At 37.4% G+C, this 25,451-nt stretch carries 25 protein-coding genes and 1 pseudogene; 14 read left to right on the top strand and 12 right to left on the bottom strand.

Annotation, left to right across the window (positions count from 1 at the left end):
- The first annotated feature begins 251 nt into the window (after nucleotides 1–251).
- From AC3WOM_RS22920 to AC3WOM_RS22910, 3 genes are read left to right on the top strand one after another with little or no spacing between them, the layout of a single operon-like run.
- Complete coding sequence (locus tag AC3WOM_RS22920) at nucleotides 252–740, top strand: sigma-70 family RNA polymerase sigma factor (RefSeq protein WP_492448476.1); 489 nt, start codon at nucleotides 252–254, stop codon at nucleotides 738–740.
- Nucleotides 733–1,725, top strand: coding sequence for an anti-sigma factor (locus AC3WOM_RS22915; protein ID WP_492448475.1), 993 nt, complete (start codon nucleotides 733–735; stop codon nucleotides 1,723–1,725). The genes AC3WOM_RS22920 and AC3WOM_RS22915 overlap by 8 nt, the downstream gene beginning before the upstream one ends.
- Nucleotides 1,707–2,006, top strand: coding sequence for a hypothetical protein (locus AC3WOM_RS22910; RefSeq protein ID WP_427545828.1), 300 nt, complete (start codon nucleotides 1,707–1,709; stop codon nucleotides 2,004–2,006). The genes AC3WOM_RS22915 and AC3WOM_RS22910 overlap by 19 nt, the downstream gene beginning before the upstream one ends.
- Before the next feature lie 109 nt (nucleotides 2,007–2,115).
- On the opposite strand, the gene ulaA is transcribed toward AC3WOM_RS22910, so the two are convergent.
- From ulaA to AC3WOM_RS22890, 4 genes are all read right to left on the bottom strand, one after another.
- On the bottom strand, nucleotides 2,116–3,384 hold the full coding sequence (ulaA, locus tag AC3WOM_RS22905) for a PTS ascorbate transporter subunit IIC (RefSeq protein ID WP_427545830.1): 1,269 nt from the start codon (nucleotides 3,382–3,384) through the stop codon (nucleotides 2,116–2,118).
- A gap of 45 nt (nucleotides 3,385–3,429) precedes the next feature.
- Complete coding sequence (locus tag AC3WOM_RS22900) at nucleotides 3,430–3,693, bottom strand: PTS sugar transporter subunit IIB (protein ID WP_492448473.1); 264 nt, start codon at nucleotides 3,691–3,693, stop codon at nucleotides 3,430–3,432.
- Nucleotides 3,690–4,148: a PTS sugar transporter subunit IIA gene (locus tag AC3WOM_RS22895; protein WP_427545834.1), complete on the bottom strand. Its 459-nt coding sequence runs from the start codon at nucleotides 4,146–4,148 to the stop codon at nucleotides 3,690–3,692. Before AC3WOM_RS22895 ends, AC3WOM_RS22900 begins: the two co-directional genes overlap by 4 nt.
- Before the next feature lie 81 nt (nucleotides 4,149–4,229).
- A complete protein-coding gene (locus tag AC3WOM_RS22890; protein WP_427545836.1) occupies nucleotides 4,230–5,126 on the bottom strand; it encodes a LysR family transcriptional regulator in 897 nt (298 codons plus the stop codon).
- A 133-nt stretch (nucleotides 5,127–5,259) separates the two neighbouring features.
- Between AC3WOM_RS22890 and AC3WOM_RS22885 the strand changes: the two genes are divergently transcribed.
- The 7 genes and pseudogenes from AC3WOM_RS22885 to AC3WOM_RS22855 all read left to right on the top strand — a co-directional run bounded on the left by AC3WOM_RS22885 (nucleotide 5,260) and on the right by AC3WOM_RS22855 (nucleotide 13,105).
- Nucleotides 5,260–6,228 carry an ABC transporter ATP-binding protein gene (locus tag AC3WOM_RS22885; protein ID WP_492448472.1) on the top strand — a complete coding sequence of 323 codons (969 nt, stop codon included), beginning with the start codon at nucleotides 5,260–5,262 and terminating at the stop codon, nucleotides 6,226–6,228.
- Nucleotides 6,225–7,249: pseudogene (locus AC3WOM_RS22880) on the top strand (ABC transporter substrate-binding protein). The gene AC3WOM_RS22885 and the pseudogene AC3WOM_RS22880 overlap by 4 nt, the downstream one beginning before the upstream one ends.
- A 60-nt stretch (nucleotides 7,250–7,309) precedes the next feature.
- Nucleotides 7,310–8,971, top strand: coding sequence for an ABC transporter permease (locus AC3WOM_RS22875; protein ID WP_492448471.1), 1,662 nt, complete (start codon nucleotides 7,310–7,312; stop codon nucleotides 8,969–8,971).
- The gene (locus AC3WOM_RS22870) at nucleotides 8,964–10,040 is read left to right on the top strand and encodes an MBL fold metallo-hydrolase (RefSeq protein ID WP_492448470.1); all 1,077 of its coding nucleotides are present in this window, start codon (nucleotides 8,964–8,966) and stop codon (nucleotides 10,038–10,040) included. The genes AC3WOM_RS22875 and AC3WOM_RS22870 overlap by 8 nt, the downstream gene beginning before the upstream one ends.
- 362 nt (nucleotides 10,041–10,402) lie before the next feature.
- The gene (locus tag AC3WOM_RS22865; RefSeq protein WP_492448478.1) at nucleotides 10,403–11,713 is read left to right on the top strand and encodes a M48 family metallopeptidase; all 1,311 of its coding nucleotides are present in this window, start codon (nucleotides 10,403–10,405) and stop codon (nucleotides 11,711–11,713) included.
- Nucleotides 11,714–11,813: 100 nt separating this feature from the next.
- Nucleotides 11,814–12,629: a YitT family protein gene (locus AC3WOM_RS22860; protein WP_492448468.1), complete on the top strand. Its 816-nt coding sequence runs from the start codon at nucleotides 11,814–11,816 to the stop codon at nucleotides 12,627–12,629.
- Nucleotides 12,630–12,730: 101 nt separating this feature from the next.
- On the top strand, nucleotides 12,731–13,105 hold the full coding sequence (locus tag AC3WOM_RS22855) for an MmcQ/YjbR family DNA-binding protein (RefSeq protein ID WP_492448466.1): 375 nt from the start codon (nucleotides 12,731–12,733) through the stop codon (nucleotides 13,103–13,105).
- Nucleotides 13,106–13,518: 413 nt separating this feature from the next.
- On the opposite strand, the gene AC3WOM_RS22850 is transcribed toward AC3WOM_RS22855, so the two are convergent.
- From AC3WOM_RS22850 to AC3WOM_RS22825, 6 genes are all read right to left on the bottom strand, one after another.
- Nucleotides 13,519–13,863, bottom strand: coding sequence for a GIY-YIG nuclease family protein (locus AC3WOM_RS22850; RefSeq protein ID WP_492448465.1), 345 nt, complete (start codon nucleotides 13,861–13,863; stop codon nucleotides 13,519–13,521).
- A 92-nt stretch (nucleotides 13,864–13,955) separates the two neighbouring features.
- The gene (locus AC3WOM_RS22845; protein WP_492448464.1) at nucleotides 13,956–14,708 is read right to left on the bottom strand and encodes a DUF2087 domain-containing protein; all 753 of its coding nucleotides are present in this window, start codon (nucleotides 14,706–14,708) and stop codon (nucleotides 13,956–13,958) included.
- A gap of 120 nt (nucleotides 14,709–14,828) precedes the next feature.
- Nucleotides 14,829–15,704 (bottom strand): ABC transporter permease, encoded by an 876-nt coding sequence (locus tag AC3WOM_RS22840; protein WP_427546109.1) that lies wholly within the window; start codon nucleotides 15,702–15,704, stop codon nucleotides 14,829–14,831.
- Entirely contained in the window at nucleotides 15,704–16,624 is a 921-nt protein-coding gene (locus AC3WOM_RS22835; protein WP_492448463.1) for an ABC transporter ATP-binding protein, read from the bottom strand. The genes AC3WOM_RS22840 and AC3WOM_RS22835 overlap by 1 nt, the downstream gene beginning before the upstream one ends.
- 6 nt (nucleotides 16,625–16,630) lie before the next feature.
- Nucleotides 16,631–17,035 (bottom strand): DUF3021 domain-containing protein, encoded by a 405-nt coding sequence (locus AC3WOM_RS22830; protein ID WP_492448461.1) that lies wholly within the window; start codon nucleotides 17,033–17,035, stop codon nucleotides 16,631–16,633.
- A gap of 1 nt (nucleotide 17,036) precedes the next feature.
- Entirely contained in the window at nucleotides 17,037–17,486 is a 450-nt protein-coding gene (locus AC3WOM_RS22825; protein ID WP_492448460.1) for a LytTR family DNA-binding domain-containing protein, read from the bottom strand.
- Nucleotides 17,487–17,714: 228 nt separating this feature from the next.
- Here AC3WOM_RS22825 and AC3WOM_RS22820 point away from each other — a divergent pair, with 228 nt between their 5' ends.
- Entirely contained in the window at nucleotides 17,715–18,743 is a 1,029-nt protein-coding gene (locus AC3WOM_RS22820; RefSeq protein WP_492448458.1) for an AbrB family transcriptional regulator, read from the top strand.
- Nucleotides 18,744–18,904: 161 nt separating this feature from the next.
- On the opposite strand, the gene AC3WOM_RS22815 is transcribed toward AC3WOM_RS22820, so the two are convergent.
- Nucleotides 18,905–20,599 (bottom strand): methyl-accepting chemotaxis protein, encoded by a 1,695-nt coding sequence (locus tag AC3WOM_RS22815; protein WP_492448457.1) that lies wholly within the window; start codon nucleotides 20,597–20,599, stop codon nucleotides 18,905–18,907.
- Nucleotides 20,600–20,836: 237 nt separating this feature from the next.
- Here AC3WOM_RS22815 and AC3WOM_RS22810 point away from each other — a divergent pair, with 237 nt between their 5' ends.
- The 3 genes from AC3WOM_RS22810 to AC3WOM_RS22800 all read left to right on the top strand — a co-directional run bounded on the left by AC3WOM_RS22810 (nucleotide 20,837) and on the right by AC3WOM_RS22800 (nucleotide 23,668).
- Nucleotides 20,837–20,980: an RAxF-45 family protein gene (locus AC3WOM_RS22810; RefSeq protein ID WP_492448456.1), complete on the top strand. Its 144-nt coding sequence runs from the start codon at nucleotides 20,837–20,839 to the stop codon at nucleotides 20,978–20,980.
- Nucleotides 20,981–21,084: 104 nt separating this feature from the next.
- Nucleotides 21,085–22,884 carry a ribosomal protection-like ABC-F family protein gene (gene abc-f / locus AC3WOM_RS22805; RefSeq protein WP_492448455.1) on the top strand — a complete coding sequence of 600 codons (1,800 nt, stop codon included), beginning with the start codon at nucleotides 21,085–21,087 and terminating at the stop codon, nucleotides 22,882–22,884.
- On the top strand, nucleotides 22,877–23,668 hold the full coding sequence (locus AC3WOM_RS22800) for a GNAT family N-acetyltransferase (protein ID WP_492448454.1): 792 nt from the start codon (nucleotides 22,877–22,879) through the stop codon (nucleotides 23,666–23,668). Before abc-f ends, AC3WOM_RS22800 begins: the two co-directional genes overlap by 8 nt.
- An 82-nt stretch (nucleotides 23,669–23,750) precedes the next feature.
- Here the strand turns inward: AC3WOM_RS22800 and AC3WOM_RS22795 are convergent, their stop codons facing one another.
- On the bottom strand, nucleotides 23,751–25,313 hold the full coding sequence (locus tag AC3WOM_RS22795; protein ID WP_492448453.1) for a bifunctional metallophosphatase/5'-nucleotidase: 1,563 nt from the start codon (nucleotides 25,311–25,313) through the stop codon (nucleotides 23,751–23,753).
- Nucleotides 25,314–25,451 lie beyond the last annotated feature (138 nt).

Below are 25,451 nucleotides of genomic sequence, written 5' to 3'. Positions count from 1 at the left end.
ACTCAGTCGGAACGGAGATCAACCCCTCGTTTTGAAAAAGGGCTATACTTTTTAATTTGTCACCTTGATGTCATTGAAATAAAATAGTATTTCAACAACATGAATTATGCTGAGGCATAATTCATCATATAGCTGTTCCCTCATTTGTTGTCATTGATGGAACAGCTTTTTTATGCGGAGAGCTAAAAAATTTTTAATAAGTGCAACTTTTTCTAGTACTATATCGAGGATAGAGTGAAAGGTGGGAAGAGATGGACATTGAACAGCTCTATTTAAGCTATATAAAAGATATTTATCGATATTTATATTCCCAATGTAAAAATACAGTAGTTGCAGAGGATTTAATGCAGGATACCTTTTATAAAGTACATATTACATTACTTTCACATACAGTCCAAGACATTAAACCGTGGCTATTTAAAGTAGCTTACTATACTTACATCGATTACATACGAAAAGAACATCGTGTTGATCTAACAAATAATCTTGAACGATCAACATTTAAGACACCAGAAACGATTGCTATAACTGAGGAATCTTTTCATACATTAATCACTTTACTCGACCAGCTATCACCTTACGAAAAGCAGGCGATCATACTGTGTGATGTGCATGACTGTACTTATGAGCAAGCTGCCAATGTTTTAGATATAAAATTAAATACCTTAAAAAGTCATTTATTGCGTGGACGGAAAAATATGAGAGCTTTAATCGAAAAGGAGAGACAACAATATGGATGATTATGAAAAATTGATAGCTAGCTCCAAAAAAGAAATGGCAAATGCGCAGGATCAAAGCAAGTATCAAAAAGCTATAAAAAGAACAATTTTTACATCAAAATGGAAATTGGTTCTTGGAACAATAACGACAATGTTATTGATTGTGCCGACTAGCTTTCTGGTAACCTTTATATATTATGCGTTTGGAACCAGTTCGACGACATTAATGGATGTAGCAAGTGAAACACTGTATGTTACAGAACCTAATACATCACTTGAGGAATTAGAATTTGATATGTCCTTCACGCCTCTATCAATGAAGCTTACCTTTGATCAGTATAAGCGTATTGGGGAGGAAGACTATAAGGCTAATACCTATGATTTACGTTTCTTTCTAGGAGGTCTATCTAAAAAAGAAGTGACGACTTTTTTAGAACGAGTGGCGCCAAAACATCCAACTGAAACAAATCAATGGATACTACATCCAGAAAACGTTAAATTACTGTTAAATTCCGCGCGCGAATGGAAGGTACTTGAGGGATTGCCAGATGAAACGGTTGTAGAGGCCTATATTTCATTTTTTGATTTAATGACCGTTCAGGAAGCAGTGAAAGCTATGCCAAATGTCGATGTTGTGTGGGCAGCTATTGATACAGGAGTCGAAAAAACAAACCTAAGCAAAGACGGTCATGTTGTTTCACCAATTGGTTATCCAGTACAACGTGATAACACCAAGTGGTCTCCGTTTCAAGATGCAACGTCAAATGAGGAGGTATTTTTCAATATCTTAAAGTCAATGGAGCAACATGAAGAACTCGCAACAGCGGTTTCAAGCGCAAAAAATTTAGCATTGCCAGAACGCATTGCTTATCTTGAGAAAAATGGTGTAAAGACCTATGGCGTTGTCGTTACTGGTCCAAAAAACGATATTCTGGCATTAAAAAAAATGAATATTGCAAGAACAATGAAGATGGGTGAGGTGAAATTATGGAATTGGTCTCGTTAAAACGCTATGAAAAGGGCTTTATAGCAGCGGGCTGGATTGGCATTATTTGTGGCTTATGTCCACTTTTATTGCTTAATATAACGATATTAACGAATATGGATATGACGGCTAATCTTTTCTATATATGGACAGTTTATTTGGCAGCGCCTTTCAGTATCATTGCCATATGCTCTAAAAAAAGTCGATCACTAGGATTTTTTGGATTAAGTATTTTACTATTTATCACTATTTTTACAGCATGTATTTTTATTTTAGGGTGGATTGTAATACCGTTTCCTTAAATAGATTTTAGCTCCATGGTCTTTAGGGATGGTGATTTAACTTTATAGAAATCCCGAATCCATCATCTAAGGAATTCGGGATTTTCTTCAATAGTGTTTGCTTTACCTTCTAAACCGCACCAAATAATTTTAAGACATTAATAATAATGATCCCTACAATGCCGAAATCAGAATCACCAAAAGTTGTTCCTTCATAACCAATATCACCCATAAATATGAGTAGAATCGCAGGGATAAAGCTAATAATTAATCCATTGGTAAATGCACCAACCATAGAGCCAACTCTCCCACCAGTCGCATTACCGAACACACCTGCAGCAGCACCAGTGAAGAAATGTGGTACAAGCCCAGGGACAATTACCTTTAGCCCTATTAATGGCAGGATAAACATAGATACTAGCCCAGCTAAAAAACTAAATAGGAAACCGATGATAACTGCATTTGGCGCAAATGGGAAAATCGTAGGGCAGTCTAAAGCAGGCTTTGTATTAGGCACAAGTTTATCTGCAATGCCTTTAAAGGCAGGAATAATCTCAGCAATTAGCATCCGTACACCAGCTAAAATAATATAAACACCAGCGGCAAAGGTAATAGCTTGGATAATGGCAAAGACGATAAAGTTAGAGCCGCCAGATAATTGTGCTTCAATATAAGAGGGTCCTGCAAAAAGAGCAACAATTATAAAAAATACACTCATAGTTAAAGAAATAGCTACAGAGGTATCTCTTAAAAATCCTAAAGACTTAGGAACACGTATAGTCTCTGTTGATTTTGCCTTGTTTCCAAAAAGCTTGCCGATTTTAGCAGAGACGTAATAACCAACACTGCCAAAGTGACCGACAGCAAAATCATCACTGCCTGTAATTTGACGAACAGTAGGCTGCAAAATAGCTGGAAACACGACCATACATATTCCCAGTAATATGGAGCCAACGAGTATAAGAGGTGTACCACTCATACCACCAACTGATAGTGATGCCGCGATTAAGCATGCCATAAACAATGTATGATGACCAGTTAAAAAAATATATTTTAAGGGTGTAAATCGCGCAAACACAATGTTCATAATCATACCGAAAACCATAATCATTGCTGTAGATGTGCCGAAGGAAGTTTGAGCGGCTGCGACAATGGCTTCATTATTTGGAATTACCCCTTGTACGGTAAAGGCGTGATCAAACATTTTACTAAAATGAGTTAACGAGCCAATTAACACGGTAGCACCCGCACCCAGAATGACAAAGCCCATCACTGTTTTTAACGTACCAGACAGAACCGTTGAAGCTGACTTTTTTTGAATTAATAAACCAATAAATGCGAATAGGCCGACTAATATAGCTGGTGTTCCTAAAATGTCATTCATAATAACATCTAACATGTTAACACCTCATCCTATCCAATTATTTGAAAGTCATCAAAAAGCTTATAGCAGCGGTTCAAGCTTTAATGTAATCTCAGCAACACTCATCATATTAACCACACTTACGATGCGACCGTTCTTGCTAGCTAACTGGCTAACAATATCTTCTGCACCAATATAAATATCTGCTTGCTCAGCCTTAGCAGATGCTAAATCTGTATGAGTTACCTCCGCAATCTTACCAAGTTCCATTAATGCCTTTTTTATCGTCAATTCCAGCATAAAGCTACTACCTAATCCATTCCCACACACCACTAATATTTTCATGAAGATTGCTTCCTTTCCAAAAAGTGTTGGATTTTTTCCATAATAGCGTCTCTTTGTTGACAGGCGATAATGCTGTCAATTTGCTCTGGGTTTTCTATAATCTGTGTTAAATCGACTAATGCCTGCAAATGTGATGCACTGTCCATAGCAGCTAAGACGAAAATTATGAAAACGGGCTTTTCCGTGTCAAACCACACTGGCTCTTGCAGGGTTAAAAGACTTATTGCAGTCTCCTTCACACCATCTATTGGTCGTGCATGTGGTATGGCGACTTTTGGTGTAATGACGATATATGGTCCATATTCTTCAATAGAATGAATCATTGCTTCAATATAACGTGCCTCAATTTTGTTGTACCGTAGAAGTGGATCTGCAGCCAGACGAATAGCTTCTTGCCAAGTGTTTACAAATTTTGCGAGCTGTATTGTTTCTTTAGTTAGGAACTCAATCAGCAAATGCAACCCTCCCTCTCAATTGGGATTAAAAGCTCCCATTCCATGTTATTATTGCTTACTGTGGAATTATGTCAAAGCACGCTAAATTTTTAACTGTTTGGCTAAATCGTAAATGGACGATTTGACAAATGAATCTATTTTGCTATCTAAGCGGGATTTAGGATAAATTAATTGAATTTTTCGAGTTAATGCTTCATCTTCTAAATCTCGCTTCATTAATAGACCAGATTTTAATTCATCCTCAATGAGTGCAACTGACAGAAATGCAATTGTCTGTCCAAAAGTAAGCATTTTCTTAATAGTGCTAACAGAATCCAGCTCGATTGTGTAAATGGATGGATGGATTGGGTCCATCCACTTTTCGATAAAGTGATTCGTTGAGCTAGAGGAAGTATGCAACAATATTTTATTCTTGAGGACATCCGATTTGGTGATGTCCTTTTTTGCTGCAAGCTCGTGACAAGGACTTAATGCTAATACAAGTGAATCTTCTCCAATTGTTTCATAAACAAGTGACGAGTTTTCCTGCTTTGTTTCCATTATCAGCCCAAAATCTAACTCTTGAAGAGCGATCATTTTTTCAATGTCTGGAGCTGTTTTTACTTCAAGCGATATTCGAATTTCTGGATAAGCTGTAGAAATCTGATGAATAAGTTCTGGCATAAAAATATGGGCAGGTAGCCCGCTGGCACCAAGACGAATGGAGCCGATATGACCTGCCAAAAGATTATCGACAAAGCGGTTCATATCCTTGTGGAGCTGGATAATTTGGCGAGCATAGTGATAGAGCCCCTCGCCAGCTTCTGTTAAACGATATCCCCCTGCATTTGTACGAAATAAATGAATTCCGTATTCCTCCTCAATAGAGCGAATATGAAAGGAAACTGTTGGTGCAGTAATGCCAAGCTCTTTGGCAACTGGGGCTAATTTTTTTAATTCTACGAGTAGGCAAAATGCCTGTAATTTTACATTATTCATTTTATCCTCCTAAAGTAAATTAGAAAAAATCTTTTATTTGCTTAAGTTTATTAGATTTTTTTTAACGAGTTATTAATAGAAGATTAATATTTTCTAAATATCTGGGATTTATAGTTGTATTAGCGAGGAGGATATGATGAAAATCTCACTAACAAATATCGAGAAAAAATTTGGACATGTTCAGGTGCTATGGCCTATTAATTTGGAATTAGAAAGTAAATTTATTACGATTCTAGGGCAATCAGGCTGCGGGAAGACTACATTATTAAAAATATTAGCTGGACTTGAACAACCAACAAATGGAGAAATTCGATTTGATGAATCGATTATATATTCATCTAAGCTCCATCAAAATATCAAACCAAATAAACGTAGTATTGCAATGGTTTTTCAAGATTTTGCGCTATGGCCTCATATGACTATTTTTCAAAATATTGCGTTTGGATTGAAGGGAATTGTTCCAAAGGAAGATATTCTTACACGAGTGCAGCATGTTATGAACTTAGTGAAAATGGGGGGATATGAGAAACGTAAACCTGGAGAGCTTTCAGGTGGACAACAGCAACGGGTAGCACTTGCGAGGGCACTTGCGACAAATCCCAAGCTTATTTTGTTTGATGAGCCCTTATCAGCTCTTGATGCGGTACTTAGAGAGCAGATGCAGGCTGAAATTCTGCAAATTATTGATGAGCTGGATTGTCAGGCGATTTTTGTCACTCATGACCAAACAGAAGCGATGACAATGTCTGATCAAATTATTGTGATGGAGGCAGGCAGAATCGCACAAATAGGGACACCTGAGGAAATATATCATGCGCCAGCAACGCCATATGTGGCCGATTTTATTGGTAAAGTAAATTGGTTTGATAAAGGTAACTATATTGTGAGACCTGAGGGAGTATCCAGAATACGTCGCCCAGGTACAATTGCAAAATTTGCAACAATTATAAAAAGTACCTTTGTTGGAGATCGGTATTTAGTACAGGCTGAGGTAGAAGGCAAGCAATGGAGCTTTTATGAGGCTCAGCCCATAGAGCATGGTATAAAACTTGAAGTATTTATTGACAAAAAGCAAATATATCAATTGGAGGGTTCACATTGAAAAAAAGAGGTTTAACGCTATTTGCGACTGCTGGAATTCTATTGACATTGGCATTAGCTGGATGTGGTAACAAAGAAGTAGAGAAAAAAGAGAAAGTAAGTGCACAGCCAAAAGAAGAGCAAATATTAACAGTATATTCAGCAGGTCCAGATGGATTAGCAGCAAATATTCAACAAGCATTTGAAGAAAAAACAGGTATAAAAGTGGAGATGTTTCAAGGAACAACTGGTAAAATTTTGTCGCGATTAGAGGCAGAAAAAAATAATCCTGTAGCTGACGTTGTTGTACTGGCATCTGTCGCATCTATGGATGGCTTAAAGGAAACAGAACAGCTACAAAGCTATAAAGATGCTGAACAGGCAGAAAAAATCAATGCTGATTGGTCAGATGCTGAGGGCTATTACTATGGATACAGTGCTTCAGCGCTAGGTATAGCCTATAACACAAAAAATACACAAGAGGTACCGACAGATTGGTCAGATTTAGCAAAGGAACAGTGGCAAAATAAAATCAATATACCCGATCCAAGCTTGTCAGGCTCTGCTGTGGATTTTCTATATGGCTATGCACTAGCGGAAAAAGCAGCTTGGAAAACGATGGAGCTGTGGAAGAACAATGGCTTACAAGTGAACGGTGCGAATAAGGAAGCATTAGATGCAGTCATAACAGGTGATAAAAATGCTACGATTGCAGGCGTAGATTATATGGCCTATAAAGCAAAAGCAGATGGGGAGCCAGTGGAAATTATGTATCCGAAAAGTGGAACAGTTGTTAGCCCAAGAGCAGTTGGTATTTTAAAGGATGCAAAGCATGTTGAGGCTGCAAAAGCATACGTAGATTTTTTACTATCTGATGAGGGCAAAAGCTTGTAACAGATGCTTATTTACTACCCGGCAACAAAGAAATACCTGTGAAAAATCGTGCTGCATTAGCTGAAATTCCACAGCTAACTGTGAATTGGAAAGGTGCAGAAACGCAACAGCTTGAGATATTAACGAAATTTAATGATATGTTTCGTTAAGAAATAGGAGGAGGTTTTGCGACCTCCTCCAAGTTTTTAGATGGAAGGATTGAAGCACCAATGATGATGGAAGGTAGACGCACTTTTGGGTTTTTAATGACAATTGTTGTCATATTTGCTATCGCCCCATTAATAGCTATATTAGGTTACACCTTTATTAAGGATGGGCAATTCGACATCTCACAAATCAATCGAATGCTAGAAGCAGAAAGAGTGTGGCGGACACTTGGAAACTCTATATTATTAGGGGTACTTGTAATAGTTGGAACAACCATTATTGCATTTCCTATGGCATTTATCAGAACGAAAACAAGCTTATATCGCTATGATTGGCTCGATATTATTTTAACCATTCCATTTATGATTCCTCCGTATATTGGTTCAATGGGATGGATCTTATTTATGCAACATAATGGCTTTCTCCAACAGCTATTTCCAAGCTCAGCCTGGTTGACGGATACCTTCTTTTCATTATTTGGTATGGTGATGATTATGAGCTTACATCTCTTTCCCTTTTTATATTTAATGTTGAAAAATACGCTCCTTCGTATCAATGGCTCCTTTTTAGATGCAGCACTCATTTTTGGACGAAGCTCATGGAGGAATTGGACTAAAATCGTTTTGCCTTTAGTAGTATCTAGCTATGTTCTAGGAAGCTTGCTTATTTTTATAAAAACACTTGCGGAATTTGGAACACCTGCCACTTTTGGAAATCGAATTGGATTTCAAGTATTTACAACGGAAATTCACACTTACCTATCAAGATGGCCAGTAGACATTAGCATGGCTACATCCCTGTCTTTATTTTTACTATCGGTTTGTCTTGTCATTTGGTATATTCAAAATCTTATCGGACGTAAGCATACATATGGCGTTCTATCTGGCAAAACACCAGCAATGCGTGTGGTTAAGGATAAATGGTATATAAAATTATGCTCTTGGATGTTTGTAGGAATTGTTCTTATATTGTCAATTGGCATTCCTTACTTTTCCATTGTCGTGACATCTTTGCAAAAAGTAAGAGGAGATGGTTTGCAGGCAGGGAATTTTAGCTTTGCATCCTATCAAGAGGTGTTTACAGGGGGAAGCGCAGGATTATCGGCATTTTTAAATAGTGTGATGTTTTCTATTATAACAGCCATTGTGACAGCTATTATTGGATTGTGTGTTGCTCTATATATTAAAAAGGGTGAAACGAAAAAACAGCAAGTATTAGATTTTTTTAGTTTAATGCCCACTATTGTACCTGGAATTGTCTTTGTAGTTGGGTTAATCATGTTCTGGAATGCGCCATGGTTACCAGCAACCATATATAACACAAAGACAATGGTTGTTGTCACGTATTGTGTTCTATTCTTACCATATTCTGTGCAATACACAAAATCCTCATTATCTCAAATAGATTTGTCAATCTTCCAATCAGCAGCTATTTTTGGACGAAGCAAATGGGATGTTTATCGACAAATAATAATTCCATTATTAATGCAAGGAATTCTTGCTGGTATGATGATGACATTTATTATTTCCATGCGTGAGCTTGTTGCTGGATTATTAATTTTGCCTCCATCAGTGGAGACTGGGGCAACATTTATTTACAGCCAGTTTGAGCAAGGGAATGTTGGTGTAGGAATGGCTGTTGCAGTCATTACAGTGATCATGACCGTTATTTTCATGTTTCTACTCGAGTGGCTGCAAAAGCGAGGAGGATATGAGAATGCTTAATATCGAGATTTTAGGCGGAGTCAGTGAATATGGACGTAATTGTTTTTTTATTGAAAAAGAGGGGCGTGCTATTTTACTTGATTGTGGCGTAATGAACAATCCACAAAAGACCTTGCCTAACTTAACAGAGACTCACGTAGCAAAGCTTGAGGCAGTATTTATTTCACATTCTCATATTGATCATGTAGGTGCTATTCCGTTACTGGAAAAGTGGGGATATAAAGGACCGATTATTATGAGTGATATGACTGCACAGCAACTAAAATTGGCATTTCCAAATATAAGTATTTTTCACCCAGAATCCAATGGAGAATGGATAATCGTTAATAAGGATGTGGCTTATCAGTGGGGGTATAGCGGTCATCTCATCGGAAGTGTTTGGTATAAAATTCGGTTTTTAGAGAAAATGCTCTTTTACACTGGCGATTATGTCGTGGATTCTTATTTATTGAAGGCTACGCTGCCAGTAGAGGACGGGACGATTTATGATGTAGCATTTATCGACAGTGGTCATGTTGAAAAACAATCCAATAATATTCAAACATTGCAGCAAATAATGGAATATATAAGCGCTCATCCAGAACAATCATTTATTTTTCCATCTTCATTTTCAGGAAAAACTGTCGATATTGCAGCCTATCTTCATCAGCATACACATAAAACCCTGCACATCGATCAGGATTTTGTATCGTTATTTGAACAGTATGATAAGGCAACTGAAAATTTATTGAATACAAATATCCCATCTGTTAAGCAACAATGTCTGCCAAAGAGTGCTAGTCTTGGGGATGTTTATTTTGTGCCAGATCGTGATAAGTCGAGACTATTGGAGCTGCTACAAAAAATACCGAAAGCTATCGTTATTTTTACGGGCTATTGGCATAAAAACAACTATGAAATGATATTCCCAAAAACGCAATATAAGGAATTTTTTTATAAAACACATCCTAATTATCATGATATTTTAACGCTTTCTAAAAAAATACATGCTCAAACGACCATTTATTTCCATAGTTCATTTACGAATAGAGAAACCACCTTTCTGAAATTACTTAAAAATGAAGAGTAAATACAGCCTCCTTTAGTTTAGAGTTAATAAACTTTTTTCCTGACGAGTTGAATACGACTAGAACATAAAGATTTATATAAATGGGGTAGCCATCAGGTGAAAGTGCTTGTTGGCTAGCCCTTTTTCGTCAACAGGGGCGATAGGTTGAAATAATATAGGGAAAGATGAACCTCATCAATCTTAAAATTTAGCGAAAGCAAATCAGCGGGAGATAAAGAAAGCATCCACTGATTAAGTTACACTTCATGTAAAAGAAAATAGAAGGTAAATAAAAACAGATAAAAATTTGTTCTAACTTTTTTAATTTCGCTTACACTTACTATAGGACGAACTCTTAGCTTTAACACAAGGGAGGAAATGACATAGCGAAAAAAATGGGAATTGTCGCGCTACTATTATTCGGTGTTTATTTGCTGTGTATGTATTGGTATATATTCCATAGCGGTGGTGGTACCGTACCACGAGCATTGCAGGGAACAGTTGCAGATCCAGTTATGTTTATGTCTGAAAAAGAACTGTTTCTAAGCGGAGAATATTCAAAAATAAGGAACTTCCTTTTCTTTGTTGCCACTCCATTAGAATGGTTAGTGTATGCTTTTATTTTACTAATGGGTATTTCACGTTATTTTGAAAAAGTGGCGACAGCACAAACGAAGTGGAAGTTATTACGAAATGCAGGCTATTTATTTTTATTATCATTGCTATTGTATCTTGTGCTATTCCCGCTAGACTATTATCGTTTCTATTTAAGCAAAAGCTACGGTATAAGTACACAAGCATTCTCGTCATGGATGCGAGATGGAATTATTGATTTTTGGGTAAATTTCGGCACGAGCCTCATTGTGGTATCAGTCATATATTGGCTTATTAAAAAGAGTGAAAAAAGATGGTGGCTGTATACATGGCTTTTAACGATTCCATTTTCAATATTTGTGATGTTTATCCAACCTGTTGTCATTGATCCTTTATATAATGATTTTTATCCATTAAAAAATAAGGAACTAGAAGCAAAAATTCTATCTATTGCTACCCAAGCGAATATTCCAGCAGAGCATGTTTACGAAGTGAATATGGCAGAGAAAACAAATGCCTTAAATGCTTATGTCACTGGCATTGGAAGCAATTCGAGAATTGTATTATGGGATACAACCTTAAATAGACTCACTGACAATGAAATATTATTCATCATGGCACATGAAATGGGACATTATGTTGAAAAACATATTTATTTTGGAATCGCAGGGTACCTGTTGTTAACTCTAGGAGGATTGTGGCTAACAGCCAGATGTATGCGTTGGGTGATTAGAAGATATGGACAGGTATTAAAAATAAATAAAATAGGTGATATAGCATCTTATCCGTTATTTTTACTTATTACCTCTATGCTGCTGTTTGCTTCTAACCCTCTGACAAATTATGTTTCAAGGTATCAGGAAACAAGAGCAGATCAATATGCTATTTCACTTACGGGTGATCGAGAGTCGGCAGTTACTGCATTCCAAAAACTAACGATATCTGGTTTAAGTGAGGTAAATCCACAGCTTCTTGTAAAGTGGTTCCGTTATACACATCCTCCGATGTTGGATCGAATTGATAAGGTAGCGGAGAAAGAAGGACAAAAAAAGGAAGTTCCTGTTAAAGAAGAGCAGAAAAAAGAACAACAGAAGCAATAAAATCTGCATTAATATGCTAGGTTTCTTGGATGTATAAGTTGGGTATCCTAATAGAAGAGATATTTGAAAACTTGTTCGTTCTTATGATAGGGGAATCGTTATGCGTAATATTATCGTCATTACACTTTCATCGATTTTAGTGGCCTTTGCCTATAATTTTTTGTTAATTCCCCATGAAATTTTAAGCGGTGGATTAAGTGGGATTGCTATCATGCTAGGTATTGTCACACCCCTAAATACAGGGGTTTTAAATTTACTATTGAATTTGCCCCTACTTATTACAGGGGTTATGAAGCTTGGTAAGCGGTTTATCGGATATACGATATTATCAGTGGCTGTCTTGTCAATTAGCTTGTATATTATTCCTATTTATAAGGCTACACAAGAACCAATCCTTGCCTCCTTATTTGGTGGCGTTATTGTCGGAATCGGTGCAGGTATGATTTTCCGTGCATCTGGCTCCTCTGGTGGTTTTGATATTATAGCTATGTTGTTAAGCCGAAAACGCGATTTCCCATTAGGAGCATTAATTTCTGGAATGAATGGAATAGTGGTAGCGATCTCAGGCTTTGTTTTTAGCTGGGATGCTGCTTTACTTACACTTGTTTCGATTTATGCTACTGGCAAGGTAGTCGATACAATTCATACAAGTCATATTAAATTGACGCTGATGATTATTACAGGTAAGGGTGAGGAAGTGAAACAGCAGCTATTATTAAAGCTTCATCGAGGTGTGACGATAATGGATGCGAAGGGTGCTTACTCAGGAGAAGGGCGTAAGGTTTTAATTACGGTAATTACGCGTTATCAGCTTGCCGAGGTTAAAAGTATGATTAAGGAAACGGATGCAAAAGCCTTTGTTAATATTTTGCAAACGACAGAGGTAATCGGTGTTTTTGATAGGGGCTCAAAGTAAATATAAATTGAAATGGATATTTCTTGTACACACGTTATCGGTTATAATAAATATAATCGAACGTGTGTTTTTATTATGGGACAGAAAGGGAGAGTTTAATAATGAACAAAGAATCAATTCATGGATATTGCTTAATGCTTCGAGGAACAATACATGATTATAAACTGGAGTGGGAGGCTGACCGCTACCAAATTGGTGGAAAAATGTATGCAATGATAGGTGGAAATGCTACCGGAAAGCCAGTCCTTACCTTGAAATGTGAACCACAACGAGCAGAAGAATTAAGGGAGTCTTACGAAAGTATCATACCTGGCTATTATATGAATAAAACGCATTGGAACTCCATTTACATGGATGCAGATGATGTACCCTTTGAGTTAGTGGAAAAGCTCATTGACCATTCCTATGAGCTAATTTTCGGAAAGCTAACAAAAAAAGCACAGCAGGAAGTTCTATTACTTGAAGAGACAATGTGACATGCTTGACTCAATGTTGATAGAAGGTTAAAAAACTGCCCTTTTTCTAAGATATATTGAGGAAAAGGGCAGCTTTTTTTAGCCAAAGCACCGCTGGTATAAGAGAAAAACGCTCAGGTAGTTTGAAGAAACGCTCAGGTTCAAGAGAAAAATGCTCGGGTAGATCGAAGAAATGCTCAGGTGTAAGGGGAAAAAGCTCGGGTAGGTCGAAAAAATGCTCAGGTGCAAGAGAAAAACGCTCGGGTAAGCTAAAGCACCGCTCAGGTCCAAGGCAAAAAACGCTCGGGTAAGCCAAAGCACTGCTCAGGCAATCCAAAGGAACGCTAATGTATAAGCAGAAAAAAGCTCAAATAAGTTAAAAGTAACCCCGAGCCGATTGACACGGCTCGGATCAGACACAAGAAGGATTTGATTTAAGCATTATAGCCACTGTCACCAAAAGGCTTTAGCATGTCGAGCCACTTTTGCTCTAGTTTTTCTAGTTCTCTTTTGGGATCAAAATAGCCCTCTTCTTTTTTCTTTAAGTATTCAACGATTTCAAGGTCAAAGGTATCTTGACCGAAAGTATTGAAATCCGCTTGTAGCTTTTTATTCGTATACGAATTAGTTTTAAGCGAAAATTGAAATCCGTTTAGGCGTTTTAAATTATTGAAGCTACCTACAAACACTTTTCCATTTTGTGTATTGGTCATTGTAAAAACACCTGCTTCAATTTTCATTTCTTTATACATTTCCTTTAATTCTTTTTTATGGTCCATTGAAAATCCTTCTTTCTTATTTTTTATCCTGCCAGCAGATAACCACCAGATAGGTAATGACTAATCATCAAGGAACTCCCTCTGATTCAGTTTCACTTTATCCAATAGGCACTGCCATCATCTGTACGGTCCATAAAACCATACTCAATTAAATAACGGCGGATTTGTACATAATCCTCATACATTGGCTGAATTACCTCATTTAATTCCTTTTCTGTATACTGCTTTGTCTTATCGAAAAGCTTTGTAATTGCTCGCAGTATGACAATTTTATGCTTCTCCCGCTTTGGAAAAAGGGTAAGCTCTTTACCAATTCCCTTTGGAAAATACTTTTCAAGTAACTCTTGTTCCTCAGATAGCGTAATATTATAGCGATCATCCACCATCGTTGCGGTCTTATGGATTGGAATAAAATGATCTTCCTTTTGATTCTTTTCTTTTAACAGTTCCATCATGGCAAGAAATGTTTTTGCTTGCCGCTCTTTTTCCTTAAGGGTAAAGCGATGATGACGAATCGTTGTTGCACTGCCAATATCAAGCATTTCTTTTATTTCTTGATCTGTATGTCCCTCATAAAATAAGCGCAAGATATGGCTTTGATGATCTGTTAACCCCGTTATTTTTTTATTTAATCCATTTAAATAATGAAAAACTGAATGGTGTGCAGAAGTAATATGATGCTGCATAAATTTTTCTGCCTCATACAGTACGCCTTCATGGGGATAGATAATTCCTTTTTCAATTCGCTCACCACAAAGCAAGCAAGTAAAATATGCTGTTTCATCTATGAAGCCCTTTTTAATGTCATCCACCGATGCTTGCCAAAACAACTCATTAACATCCATTGAAAAACCTCCTTTAAATAAACAGAAATAAATTTCGTTTACTTATTTATATTTAAAATAACAAAATGTTTGTTTTAAATCAATAAAAAACACATCGCTTAATAAACGATGTGTCAAAATCTATTTATTTTTCTTTTTGTAAAGAATGATAGATAAGATAGCTAGTACAAGAATGGTAGCTAGAATAATGATGACACTTGTGGATGCACTAAGAATACTTCCATGAAGGTCATAGACAATGCCATACATTTCTTTATAATCTTCTACCTGTGAAGCAGGTACACCTTCGAAAACTTTGGTAATGGAGCTTTCCATAAATGCATTGCGTAATAGTAAAGTTGTATGACTGATAGGGAAATACATTATCAAATTTTGTGCAAAGCTTGGTAATGCACCAATAGGGACATAAACCCCGCATAAGAAGCCAAGCGCAGTTCCCACAAGGGTACTTAATGTTGAAAAGGAGTTTTGCGTGGTCGCAAATAATACTAGAAAAAGATTAAAAACACTGGCAAGTAATACAGATAAAAATAATAGGCCCACTACATGAACGAAATCCCCAATGCTGAGAAGCTCACCGCCAGTGGAAACAATAAAGATTTCACAACCAACGAGGGCAATAAAGGAAAAGATACAGCCGATAATAAAGGCATTGAAAACATAGCTAAATTGTATTGTTGCTCTTGAAATAGGTGCGGTTAAAAAATCAGCCTGTGCTTTAGATTCCAAATCTTTGACGGCAATCCCATAGGCAGCGAGTGTTGTAGTTACAGCAATCATGGATAGCAGTCCCGCTACAAGCCATTCATTCACCATTGTGATTAATTCAGGAGTAGCCTTTGTCATTTGCTCAATAGCGTCCACCTGCATTTTTTGCAGAAATACGGCATACAGCACGATTACTATAATAACAGAAAGTAGTGAATAGAAGACTTGGGTTTTATCTCTTCGAAAAACCTTACTATTTCGTTGTACTAGGCTAATAAATGCTTCCATTACGCAGCACCTCCCTCAGCCATAATATGAAGAAAGACATCATCCATTGTGCCTTTTATTACTTCAAAGGAGGCGATAAATGGCTCTGCTTTTTTTAATAAATCCAAAGCATGAAGCGTTGAATCAACTCGAATTGAGTATATACCGAGCTTTTCTGTGTAGGAAATGGCATTGTCCTTGAGCCATTTACTCCCTTCAGCACTATTATGAAAGACAAGTGACATTGAATCATAGGCATATTTAGTTTTCAACGCGTCTGGTGTCCCCTCAGCGACAATTTCTCCTTGCTTTAATACGATAACATGATGTGCAACAGCCGCTTCCTCCATATAATGCGTTGTTAAAAACACAGTCATGTTTGTTTCAATTTGTAGCTGTTTAATAGCCTGCCAAACGAATTGACGTGTTTGTGGATCTAAGCCGGTTGTTGGCTCATCTAAAAACAATATTTTTGGACGATGAATGAGCGCGCGTGCAATATCAGCACGTCTTTTTTGACCACCTGACAATGTTCCATATTTACATTTTTCTATATCCTCTAAATGCAAATAGGTAGAAACAAATTGATAGTTTTCATCAAGCTGTGCGCTGGATAAACCGTATGTTTTGCCGCGATGTAGTATATTTTCACGAACTGTTAATCGCTCATCAAGCAGGCTTTGCTGAAAGACCACGCCAATTGATTTCCGTATTTCAGCATTGTGATTGCTTGCATCAAGGGTATGGCCATTAATTTTCACAGTTCCACTTGATTTTTGTAATAAGGTACAAAGTATTTCAATGGTTGTTGATTTACCTGCACCATTTGCCCCCAAAAAAGCGAAGAGGGTGCCTTCTTCTACGGTAAATGTAATCCCTTTAACAGCCTGATGTTCACCATATTGCTTACGAAGGTTTTCAACTTGTATAGCAAATCCCATAATAGATTATTCCTTTCTTTTTTGTATTTCATGATTGATTTCATTAATATCGTTTAATTGAAGCACGTAGGTAATACCCCATACGATAATGTAAATAACGATTTCGGCTATCAGTATATATACAAGACTAGAATGATCGAACCAGTGGCCAAAATAACCTGCGATGATTACACACAAAGTTACAGCGATTATGTGTAAGGACAGTTGTATTAAAAAGGGTAATCGCTCGATATCATATATTAAGGACAATAAGCCTATGACAACACCTAGAATGGCAGCGATTATTACTTGCTCAAGTAATTCTGATCCTACTATTACTCCATTATTAGACATCATACTTAAGGTCACTAGGACGTAGGAAGAACTCAGTGAAATAAGTAGACCAATAATCATCATGCGTAATGTTTTCATATTATGAATCCCTCCCGATACCTAGATGGCGTTTCAACTCTTTTAAATATTTTCGGCTGACATGTACGGTAACATCATTCTCAAGTATTAGTTCCGTCGTTCCCAGTTTCCCCATTTGAATAGAGGCGATTTTATGAATATTGACGAGTGTTGATTTGCTGACACGCGCAAAATCTTTTGCAAATTGCGCTTCTAGTTCATATAATTTGCGTTTTGATTCAAATTCCTGCTCTTCTGTCTGCAAAAATACCTTCGCATCCTCTGCATAAATTGAAAAAATTTCAGAAATCTTTAGCATATGAATTTCCTGCTGGATATAGCCATCTATCATCGTTGTTTGTGAAGCTTGGAGTTGCTTCAACAGTCGCTCAATTTGTTCGTTATATTCTTTCGCATGTATATGAACCTCAATTTCTTCTAGCGCGCTATTAATTGTTAAATGAATCTTCATTAGAGGCCTCCTTTGCCTATCCCCATCACTGGGTTAACACTGAATCAGGTAATAATAATGTAGCATAGAAAAAATTGGGTGGGAGAATTTCTTCGATAAGAGGTCAAAATTTAAGGATGACAGGTTTATTTTTCACAATATAGGATCTTGCCAAAAGCAGCGAAGTAGAAAAGTAGGGAAGTTAACTGCATAATGGACTTATATAGTCAGTCACGAGGGGTTGCTTCTATGTTTGTATTTGATCGACACATGTTTATTACACTATGTATTGGGCTAGCAGGTGCATTTGTCTTTCAAGCTGTCCATATTCCGATGCCATGGTTACTAGGAGCCATAGCGGCAGTACTTATTGTTCAATTATCAACAAAAGTACAATTGAAATGGCATCCATATTTTCGGAATTTTGGTTTGATCGTAGCGGGATATTCTATTGGGTTTGCTTTTACACCAGAAGCTGTCCAGGATATTAAACAATTTTTAGGGAGTATGATTGTGCTCAATCTTTTGTTTATCGCTTTGTTTTTTGCTGTAAGTTATATTGTGGCAAAGCGTACAGATTTAGATTTTGCAACCGCATTAACTTGCTGTGTACCTGGGGGAATGTCACAGGTAGTGGCCTTTGCTGAGGAGCAAGGGGATATGGATATGGTCATCATTACATTCTTTCAAATACTGAGGGTTCTGCTAATCGTTGGCTTTGTGCCATTAATGGTAGCAGGTTCTGGCGGAGGCGGCAGCACCATAGATGGTACATATACATGGAGGCTTATTGGGGTACTTGTTTTATGTAGCGCTGTGGGATGGCTTGCGCAAAAAATAAAAATCCCAACAGGCTATATGCTAGGACCCGTATTTTTATTAATGGGAATCAATATAGCTGGGATAGAGGTACCGCAAATGCCGATATCCTTACTACATATTGCTCAGCTAATGCTTGGTATTTATATTGGACTTTTACTAAAAAAAGAGGATCTACATTTATCTAAGAAGCATGTATTTTATGCATTTGTATCAGCTGGTATCTTTATTGGGGGTGCCTTTGGTTTAACATTTGTTATGCAGAGCTTGTACAATCTTGATTTTGGGACAGGCTTTTTAAGTATTGTACCAGGTGGGCTTGATCAAATGGGCATAATCGCTGCTTCTGTTCATGCAAATGTCACGATTGTCACAGCCTTTCAGCTTTTCCGTGTGTTAGTCGTATCCATCTTCCTTGTTCCGTTTGTTAAAATGTTTGTGAAAAAGGTGAGGGTGTAGTAGGTGAACTAGATAAGCGAGATGGCAACAGGTAAATGAACTGTGTTAATCATACTTACAGCCAATTGCAAATGTTTTTACCAGTAGTATTATCACGGCAAATCAGCTCCATAAAAAAGATTGTCCATTGGCATTTACCAAATGAACAATCTTTTATGTCATTAATATTTAAATTGATGAATTAAATCTTGCAGTGTCTCCGCATTTTTTGTAAGCTGTGAGGCAGCTATATTGATATCCTCCATGGATTCAAGATTTGTTTCAGCAATTTGTGTAACGACCTTCGACTGCTCACGTGCTTCAACGGCAATCTCAGCCATAATATGTGTAGAAGCATTGGCCTGTTCTATACGCGCGTAGAGCTCTTCAGCAATCCCCGAAACCTCTTGAATTTTATTGGTTACGAGAGAAACCTTAGCTGTAATCTCTTCAAATGCAACGCTTGTTGTTTGCACCACTTTGGCACTTGAAGCAGCTTCTTGTTCACTCTCTTGCATATGCTCACGTGCTTCCTTCGCTAGCTGCTGCATTGTATGAATCGTCTGGGTTATTTCTGCTGCAGATGTTTTTGATTGCTCTGCTAATTTACGAACCTCTTCGGCTACCACTGCGAAGCCTTTTCCGTGTTCTCCAGCACGCGCTGCTTCAATAGAGGCATTTAACGCCAGTAAATTCGTTTGATCTGCAATGGCATGAATCACTTCAACAATTTCGTCAATTTTATTAGCATGTGTATCAAGTGCCGCAATCGAATTGGCACTTTCTTGCACAGCTACTGCCATAGCCTGCATTTGCATTTGCATCTCCTGTGCTGTCTGTTCTCCATGCTTAGCTGTATCAAAAGCATCAGAAGCATAGGAAGAAACCTCGCTATTTGTTTCTGTTACTAATTGAATGCCTCCTGCAATATCCTGCATGGCCTCAGCATTTTCATTGGCACTATGCTTTTGCGTACTGGCACCGCTTGCTAATTCCTGCATATTGGCTGTTAAATTCTCTGTTGTGTCTGTCGTAGAGCCAGCAGTTGCAGAAAGCTCAGCAGATGATGCAGACACCTGATTAGCTGTTTCATCCACTCGTTGCATCATCTTACGTAATGTTGCAAGCATCGCATTGAATGAATTTGCCAGCTCACCGATTTCATCCTTAGACTTAACAATAATCTGTTGTGTTAAATCGCCCTTTCCAGCCGAAATGGTTTCTAGTTGAGCATTTAAGTGCTTTAATGGTTTAACAATCCCTCGTACAAATAAGATACCTGCAATTACTGCAATTATCGCAGTAATAACTGCAAGAACACCCATTTTAAAGAGCATTTTTTGGGCCGCTGCATCGATATCAGAAGAAGGCACACCTGCAAAAATCATGCCAATTATTTCTCCATCTGCATTATGAAGGGGTTCATACTTTGTAAAATAGGGTTCACCCACAACCTCTGCTGTGCCTGTATATATTTTTCCCTGAGACAACACAGCCTCCACTACTTTTGGATCTGCAGTTGTTCCAATTGCTCGCTGTCCATCTACAACTATATTTGTATTAATACGTGTATCATTCGCGAAAACTGTAATTGCTGCTTGAGATAATTCTCCTAATTTATCGATGATGTCAGTCTCATCCGCTACCTTTGCATTGCCCTTGTAAAGCTCTCCGTTTTTTAGCTGCCAATCTCCTGGTAAGGTTTGATGGAGATTATGTACACTTAAATCTAAAATCTGATTAAGACGGATATTATATTCATCTTGTAAAGCTGTTTTCATTTCGCTTGTATTTACTAGACTAATCGCAATCAGAACAAAGGTAATGATTGCAACAATCAACAAGCTCATTTTGTTTTGCATACTTAGCTTTTTCATAAATGCCCCTCCACATTTTAGCCACATAAAATAGACAGTAAGCTACTGCTGAAAAAAAGCTTACTGCCAAATTACTAAATATTGAAATAATTTAGGAAAACATTTCTATTTTTTAGTATATAGCTAGATGGAACATTTGTATATTTACAAAAAAGTGACAACTGAAATTTTTTCTTTTCTAAAGTCCTTGAAATATGGTATTATAAATTTAACTATTATGAACGGAGGTGAAAAGGAATGAAACAAAACGCTACGAAAACATGTGTAAAAGTGGATACAGCTATGTATTTTGCACGTGGTATTACTTTCGATTTTGCGAACAACGGGAGAGGTCTGTCCATTTTTAAGCAAAATCAAATAATAACAAACGTAGCGGATTAACCATTCTTTTTCACAAATTAATGAGGAAAAGACTGCTTGTTAATGGAGCAGTCTTTTTTTTGTGTCTATAGATGTTTTCGCACGTTTCATTGGAGGAAAAAACGATGCAAATTAAAGCTGAACAAATACAAAAAATTATTGGTGGGAATATTTTATTTGAAGGACTTCAATTAGAAGTGAATACAGGAGAGCATGTTGCCATTGTTGGCGTGAACGGAAGCGGGAAAACGACCTTATTACAGTTATTATCTGGTTTGGATACACCAGATAAGGGACGGATTATAAAAAGTAAGGAAGCGACTATTGGCTATCTTCATCAAATTCCGCATTATCCTATGTTATCTGTAAAGCAAGTGCTGGAGGAGGCATTTGCTGAAATTTATGCATTGAAGGCAAAGATGACAAAGCTAGAGCAGGAAATGCAGGTAGCTGTATCAGATAAGATACTTGAGCAATATGGTCATGTGCAAGAACAATTTATGCTGCAGGGTGGCTACGAGATTGATGCGCAATTGGCGATGATTGCTAATGGTTTAGGTATTACACCATTACTTGAGCAGCCTTTTACTAGCTTAAGCGGAGGAGAGAAAACAAAGGTTATGCTAGGGCAAATCCTTTTAAGTAATCCCTCTATTTTGCTATTAGATGAACCAACCAATCATCTAGACATGCAAGCAATTGAATGGCTAGAAAATTATGTACGGAACTTCGCGGGGATAGTGATTGTTGTATCCCATGATCGCCATTTTATGAATCAAATGGCTCAAAAGATTATAGAAATTGAAGATGGAGAGGCACTTACGTATATTGGCAATTACAGTGCATTTGTTAAACAAAAGGAAGCGAAGGTTGAACAGCAATTTGCTGAATTTGAGGAGCAGCAGAAGAAAATAAAAAAAATGCAGGAAACTATCAAGCGTTTAAAGCAATGGGCAAATGAAGCGAATCCACCGAACGCTTCCATGCATCGACGTGCTAAAAGCATGGAAAAGGCATTGGCTCGAATTGAGCGGGTCAAGAAGCCGTTAACGAAAAAGAAAATGAATTTAGCTCTAACAATGGCTGAGCGTAGTGGTAAAGAGGTTGTGCAAATGAAGGCAATTAGCCATGCATTTGATAAGCCGCTATTAAAGGAATGCGATTTGTCTGTTTACTTCGGAGAACGACTGGCGATTGTTGGCGGTAATGGCAGTGGTAAATCCACATTATTAAAAATGATACTAGGTGAGGTCGTACCAAATGGAGGAAGCTGTCGTGTTGGTAACAGTGTGAAAATTGGCTACCTTTCGCAACAGTTTGAGCATGAGCATCCATCGATTCGTTTAATTGATGCCTTTCGAGAGAGTGTCTCAGTATCAGAGGCTGAGGCACGACATATACTTGCTCAATTTTTATTTTATGGCTATGATGTCTTCAAGAAAGTGAAGGATTTAAGCGGTGGGGAAAAGATGCGCTTACGCCTAGCTCAGTTAATGCATGAGGATATCAACCTATTGATACTGGATGAACCGACCAACCATTTAGATATTGAGGCCAGAGAGGTATTGGAGGATACATTGGAATCCTTTGAGGGAACGATTATAGGTGTGTCTCATGACCGCTATTTCCTACAAAAGATTTTTACAAAAGTAGCATGGATTAAGCATGAAGTCATTCAAGTATTTGAGGGTGATTATGAGTGGGCAAGGAATAAACATGCTGAGCTAGTAGATGAACCTGTAATAAAAGAGATAACAGAAAAGCCTATTAGTGCTAAGCAAGAGCAACCTATTGAGCAGCAAATAGAAAAGCTTGAATTAAAATTAAAGGAGCCGACACTGGCTAAGGAGCAGCGTCAAAAGCTTGAGCATCAGTTAGAGGCTTTATTTGAAAGATGGGTCGAGGGAGGAACAGAGCATGCATAGTTTAGAACACATTATAGAACTTGATCTTCATTATCTTAAGAGTTTTAGTAAGATGGAGACATGTGAAGAAGGAGTATTATTTTACAATGAGGATAATCCAACATATTTTGATGCAAATCATGCACACATTTGGCGTAAAATAAATAAACCTGATGTGGTATTGAGCAAAATAAAGAAATTCTATCAATCTAAAGCACTTATCCCAAGATTGTACCTATACAATCTGGAGGAAAATCAGGCCTGTATAAAAACTTTAGAAATGCACGGCTTTCAATATGAAAGCTTTATAGATGATATACAATGTTGGAACGGTGAATCTGCATTACTACCACATAATCCAGCTATAGCCATCGAACGAGTAACAGATACAAATGTAGATGAAGCAATGGCAGTTGAAATGAGTATTGCAACATTTGGGGATCCTTCATTAATAAAGAAGGCTTTTGAGCAAACATATCGCTCTCCATACTTTACGTATTATTTATTAAAGCTAGATGGGAAAGCATGCTGTACTGCCAATCTTTTTATCTCAGGAAATCAAGGAAGAATTGAAAGTGTAGCAACACTCGAAAGCCATCGAGGGCAAGGGCTGATTGGCTATATCCTTCAGCATATTCAGCAGCAGTCAATCCAGCTAGGGTTAGAAAATCTTTGGATTATGCCAATAAATGCGCAGGTGGCAAAGGTCTACGACAGGGCAAACTTTAAATCAGTAGGAAAAATAACATCCATACATGCATTTACAGAAGGAAAAAGCATTCATCAAATACGACAAAATTCTTAATTAGATAAAATAAAAAATCGCCATATTCCAGTGAGACTTCAATCCTCACAAGGAATATGGCGAATTATTTTATAAAGATAAGTTAGAAGGTTACCTGCCAATTATGATTACATGTCGCTTGGATAATAGGATGCTTTAGAAGATAATCAGCAATCAGCTCTGTCATATCTATTTGAATCTCCTTCACAACAGGCCGATTTCTTAAAAAATCAAAATTACCTGCTCCCGTAGCACGATAGCTACTCATTACCACTTCAAATTCTTCCTCCATCTTTATAGGCTCACCCTGAATGGTTAGCATAGTGACCCGCTCGCCAATAGGCTTTGAAATATCTATGATATACTCAATGCCCTCCCACATATCGTAATTATACGGTTGTGCCTTTGGATATTGAAATGATTTAGCTACTTTTAGCTCATTTGCCTCAACTGTAAAATAGGTCGCTGATTGTTCAAGGGCTAGCAAGATATCCAGCCCAGATAGTCGCAGCACCTTTAAGGTATTTGCATAAATATAATTCGTCACAATATCCCGCATTGTTACTGCTTGCTTTAAGCCACCATGCTCATCATGAAAGAGCGCTGTACAAGAAATAGCAGCTCCTGATGCTTCCATTTGAATACGATTAATAAATTCAATATAGGGATGCTCTTGAATACGTGCAAGAAAGGCATCCTCCACAAGCATATTTCCTTGGATAGTCCCAATTGTCTCATCTAGCCATGCATCTGTTTTTTGAAAAGTAGGCGAGATAATATTATAAACAGTTGTTTCACATATAGTGTCTTCCTGTACATACAGTAGTGATGGTGTATGAGCTATGGAATGAATTCTCTGTTCATTATCCAGTGTAATGGCTAGTTCGATACTGGCTAAGCAAATACCCTTAGTACCGGGCTGAACAATTGATTTTCCGTTGATGTTGGAAGAAATTTCACGATGCTGATGTCCAGAAATAATAATATCTACTTCTTCAATTTCTGTGCACATACGGTACCCTTGATTTTCTCCATTTTCATCCTCTAGTAATTCTCCTGTCTCTAGGTTCCGCTCAAATCCTCCATGATAGCTAAGGATAAGAACATCTATTTGTTCATTTGCTCGCATCCATTTTGCCCAATAGCTAGCACTTGTAAAGGCGTCTTCAAAGTGAAGCCCAGAAATATGCTGTGGCTCCTCCCAATGTGTCACAAAATGAGTTGTCACTCCTAAAACCCCTATACGGACACCATCTATTTCTTTAATGATATAAGGCTTCGTCAAAGGTCTGCCATCTTCCGTTAAAACATTTGCACCCAGCCATGGAAATTGTGATTGGTTGATGATGGATTGTAAGGCAGGTAGCCCATAATTAAATTCATGATTACCAAAAACCATGGCATCGTATTGAAGAGCATTTGCAGCCTGAATAAATGGGTTAGGCATATGCGCTTGAAATTTTTGATGATAAAAGGTCATGGGACTTCCCTGAATAAAATCTCCATTATCAAGTAAAAGTGTCGGTCCTTTATGTCGTTTCTCTTGAATAATGGATGCTAGTTTAGCTAATCCAAGTGCCTCATTCCGTGCATCACGAAAGGTAGTAGGCATAATATAACCGTGAATATCACTAGTGGCCAATATTTGTATGGTTTTGACAGTCATAGAGAGTCCTCCGTTAGTTAGTATACATACAGTATATAAGGTTTTTTTTATTAATTTCATGTCACTAGCATCGCATTAAAATAATGCCTCATTCAAATTAATCATAATTTTCTGTAATTACATGTAAGCACAAAAAAG

This window comes from Lysinibacillus sp. FW301-JW8, assembly GCF_058788755.1.
Note: the sequence above shows the minus strand (reverse complement) of the source record. Positions and strands in the feature narration are given on the sequence as shown.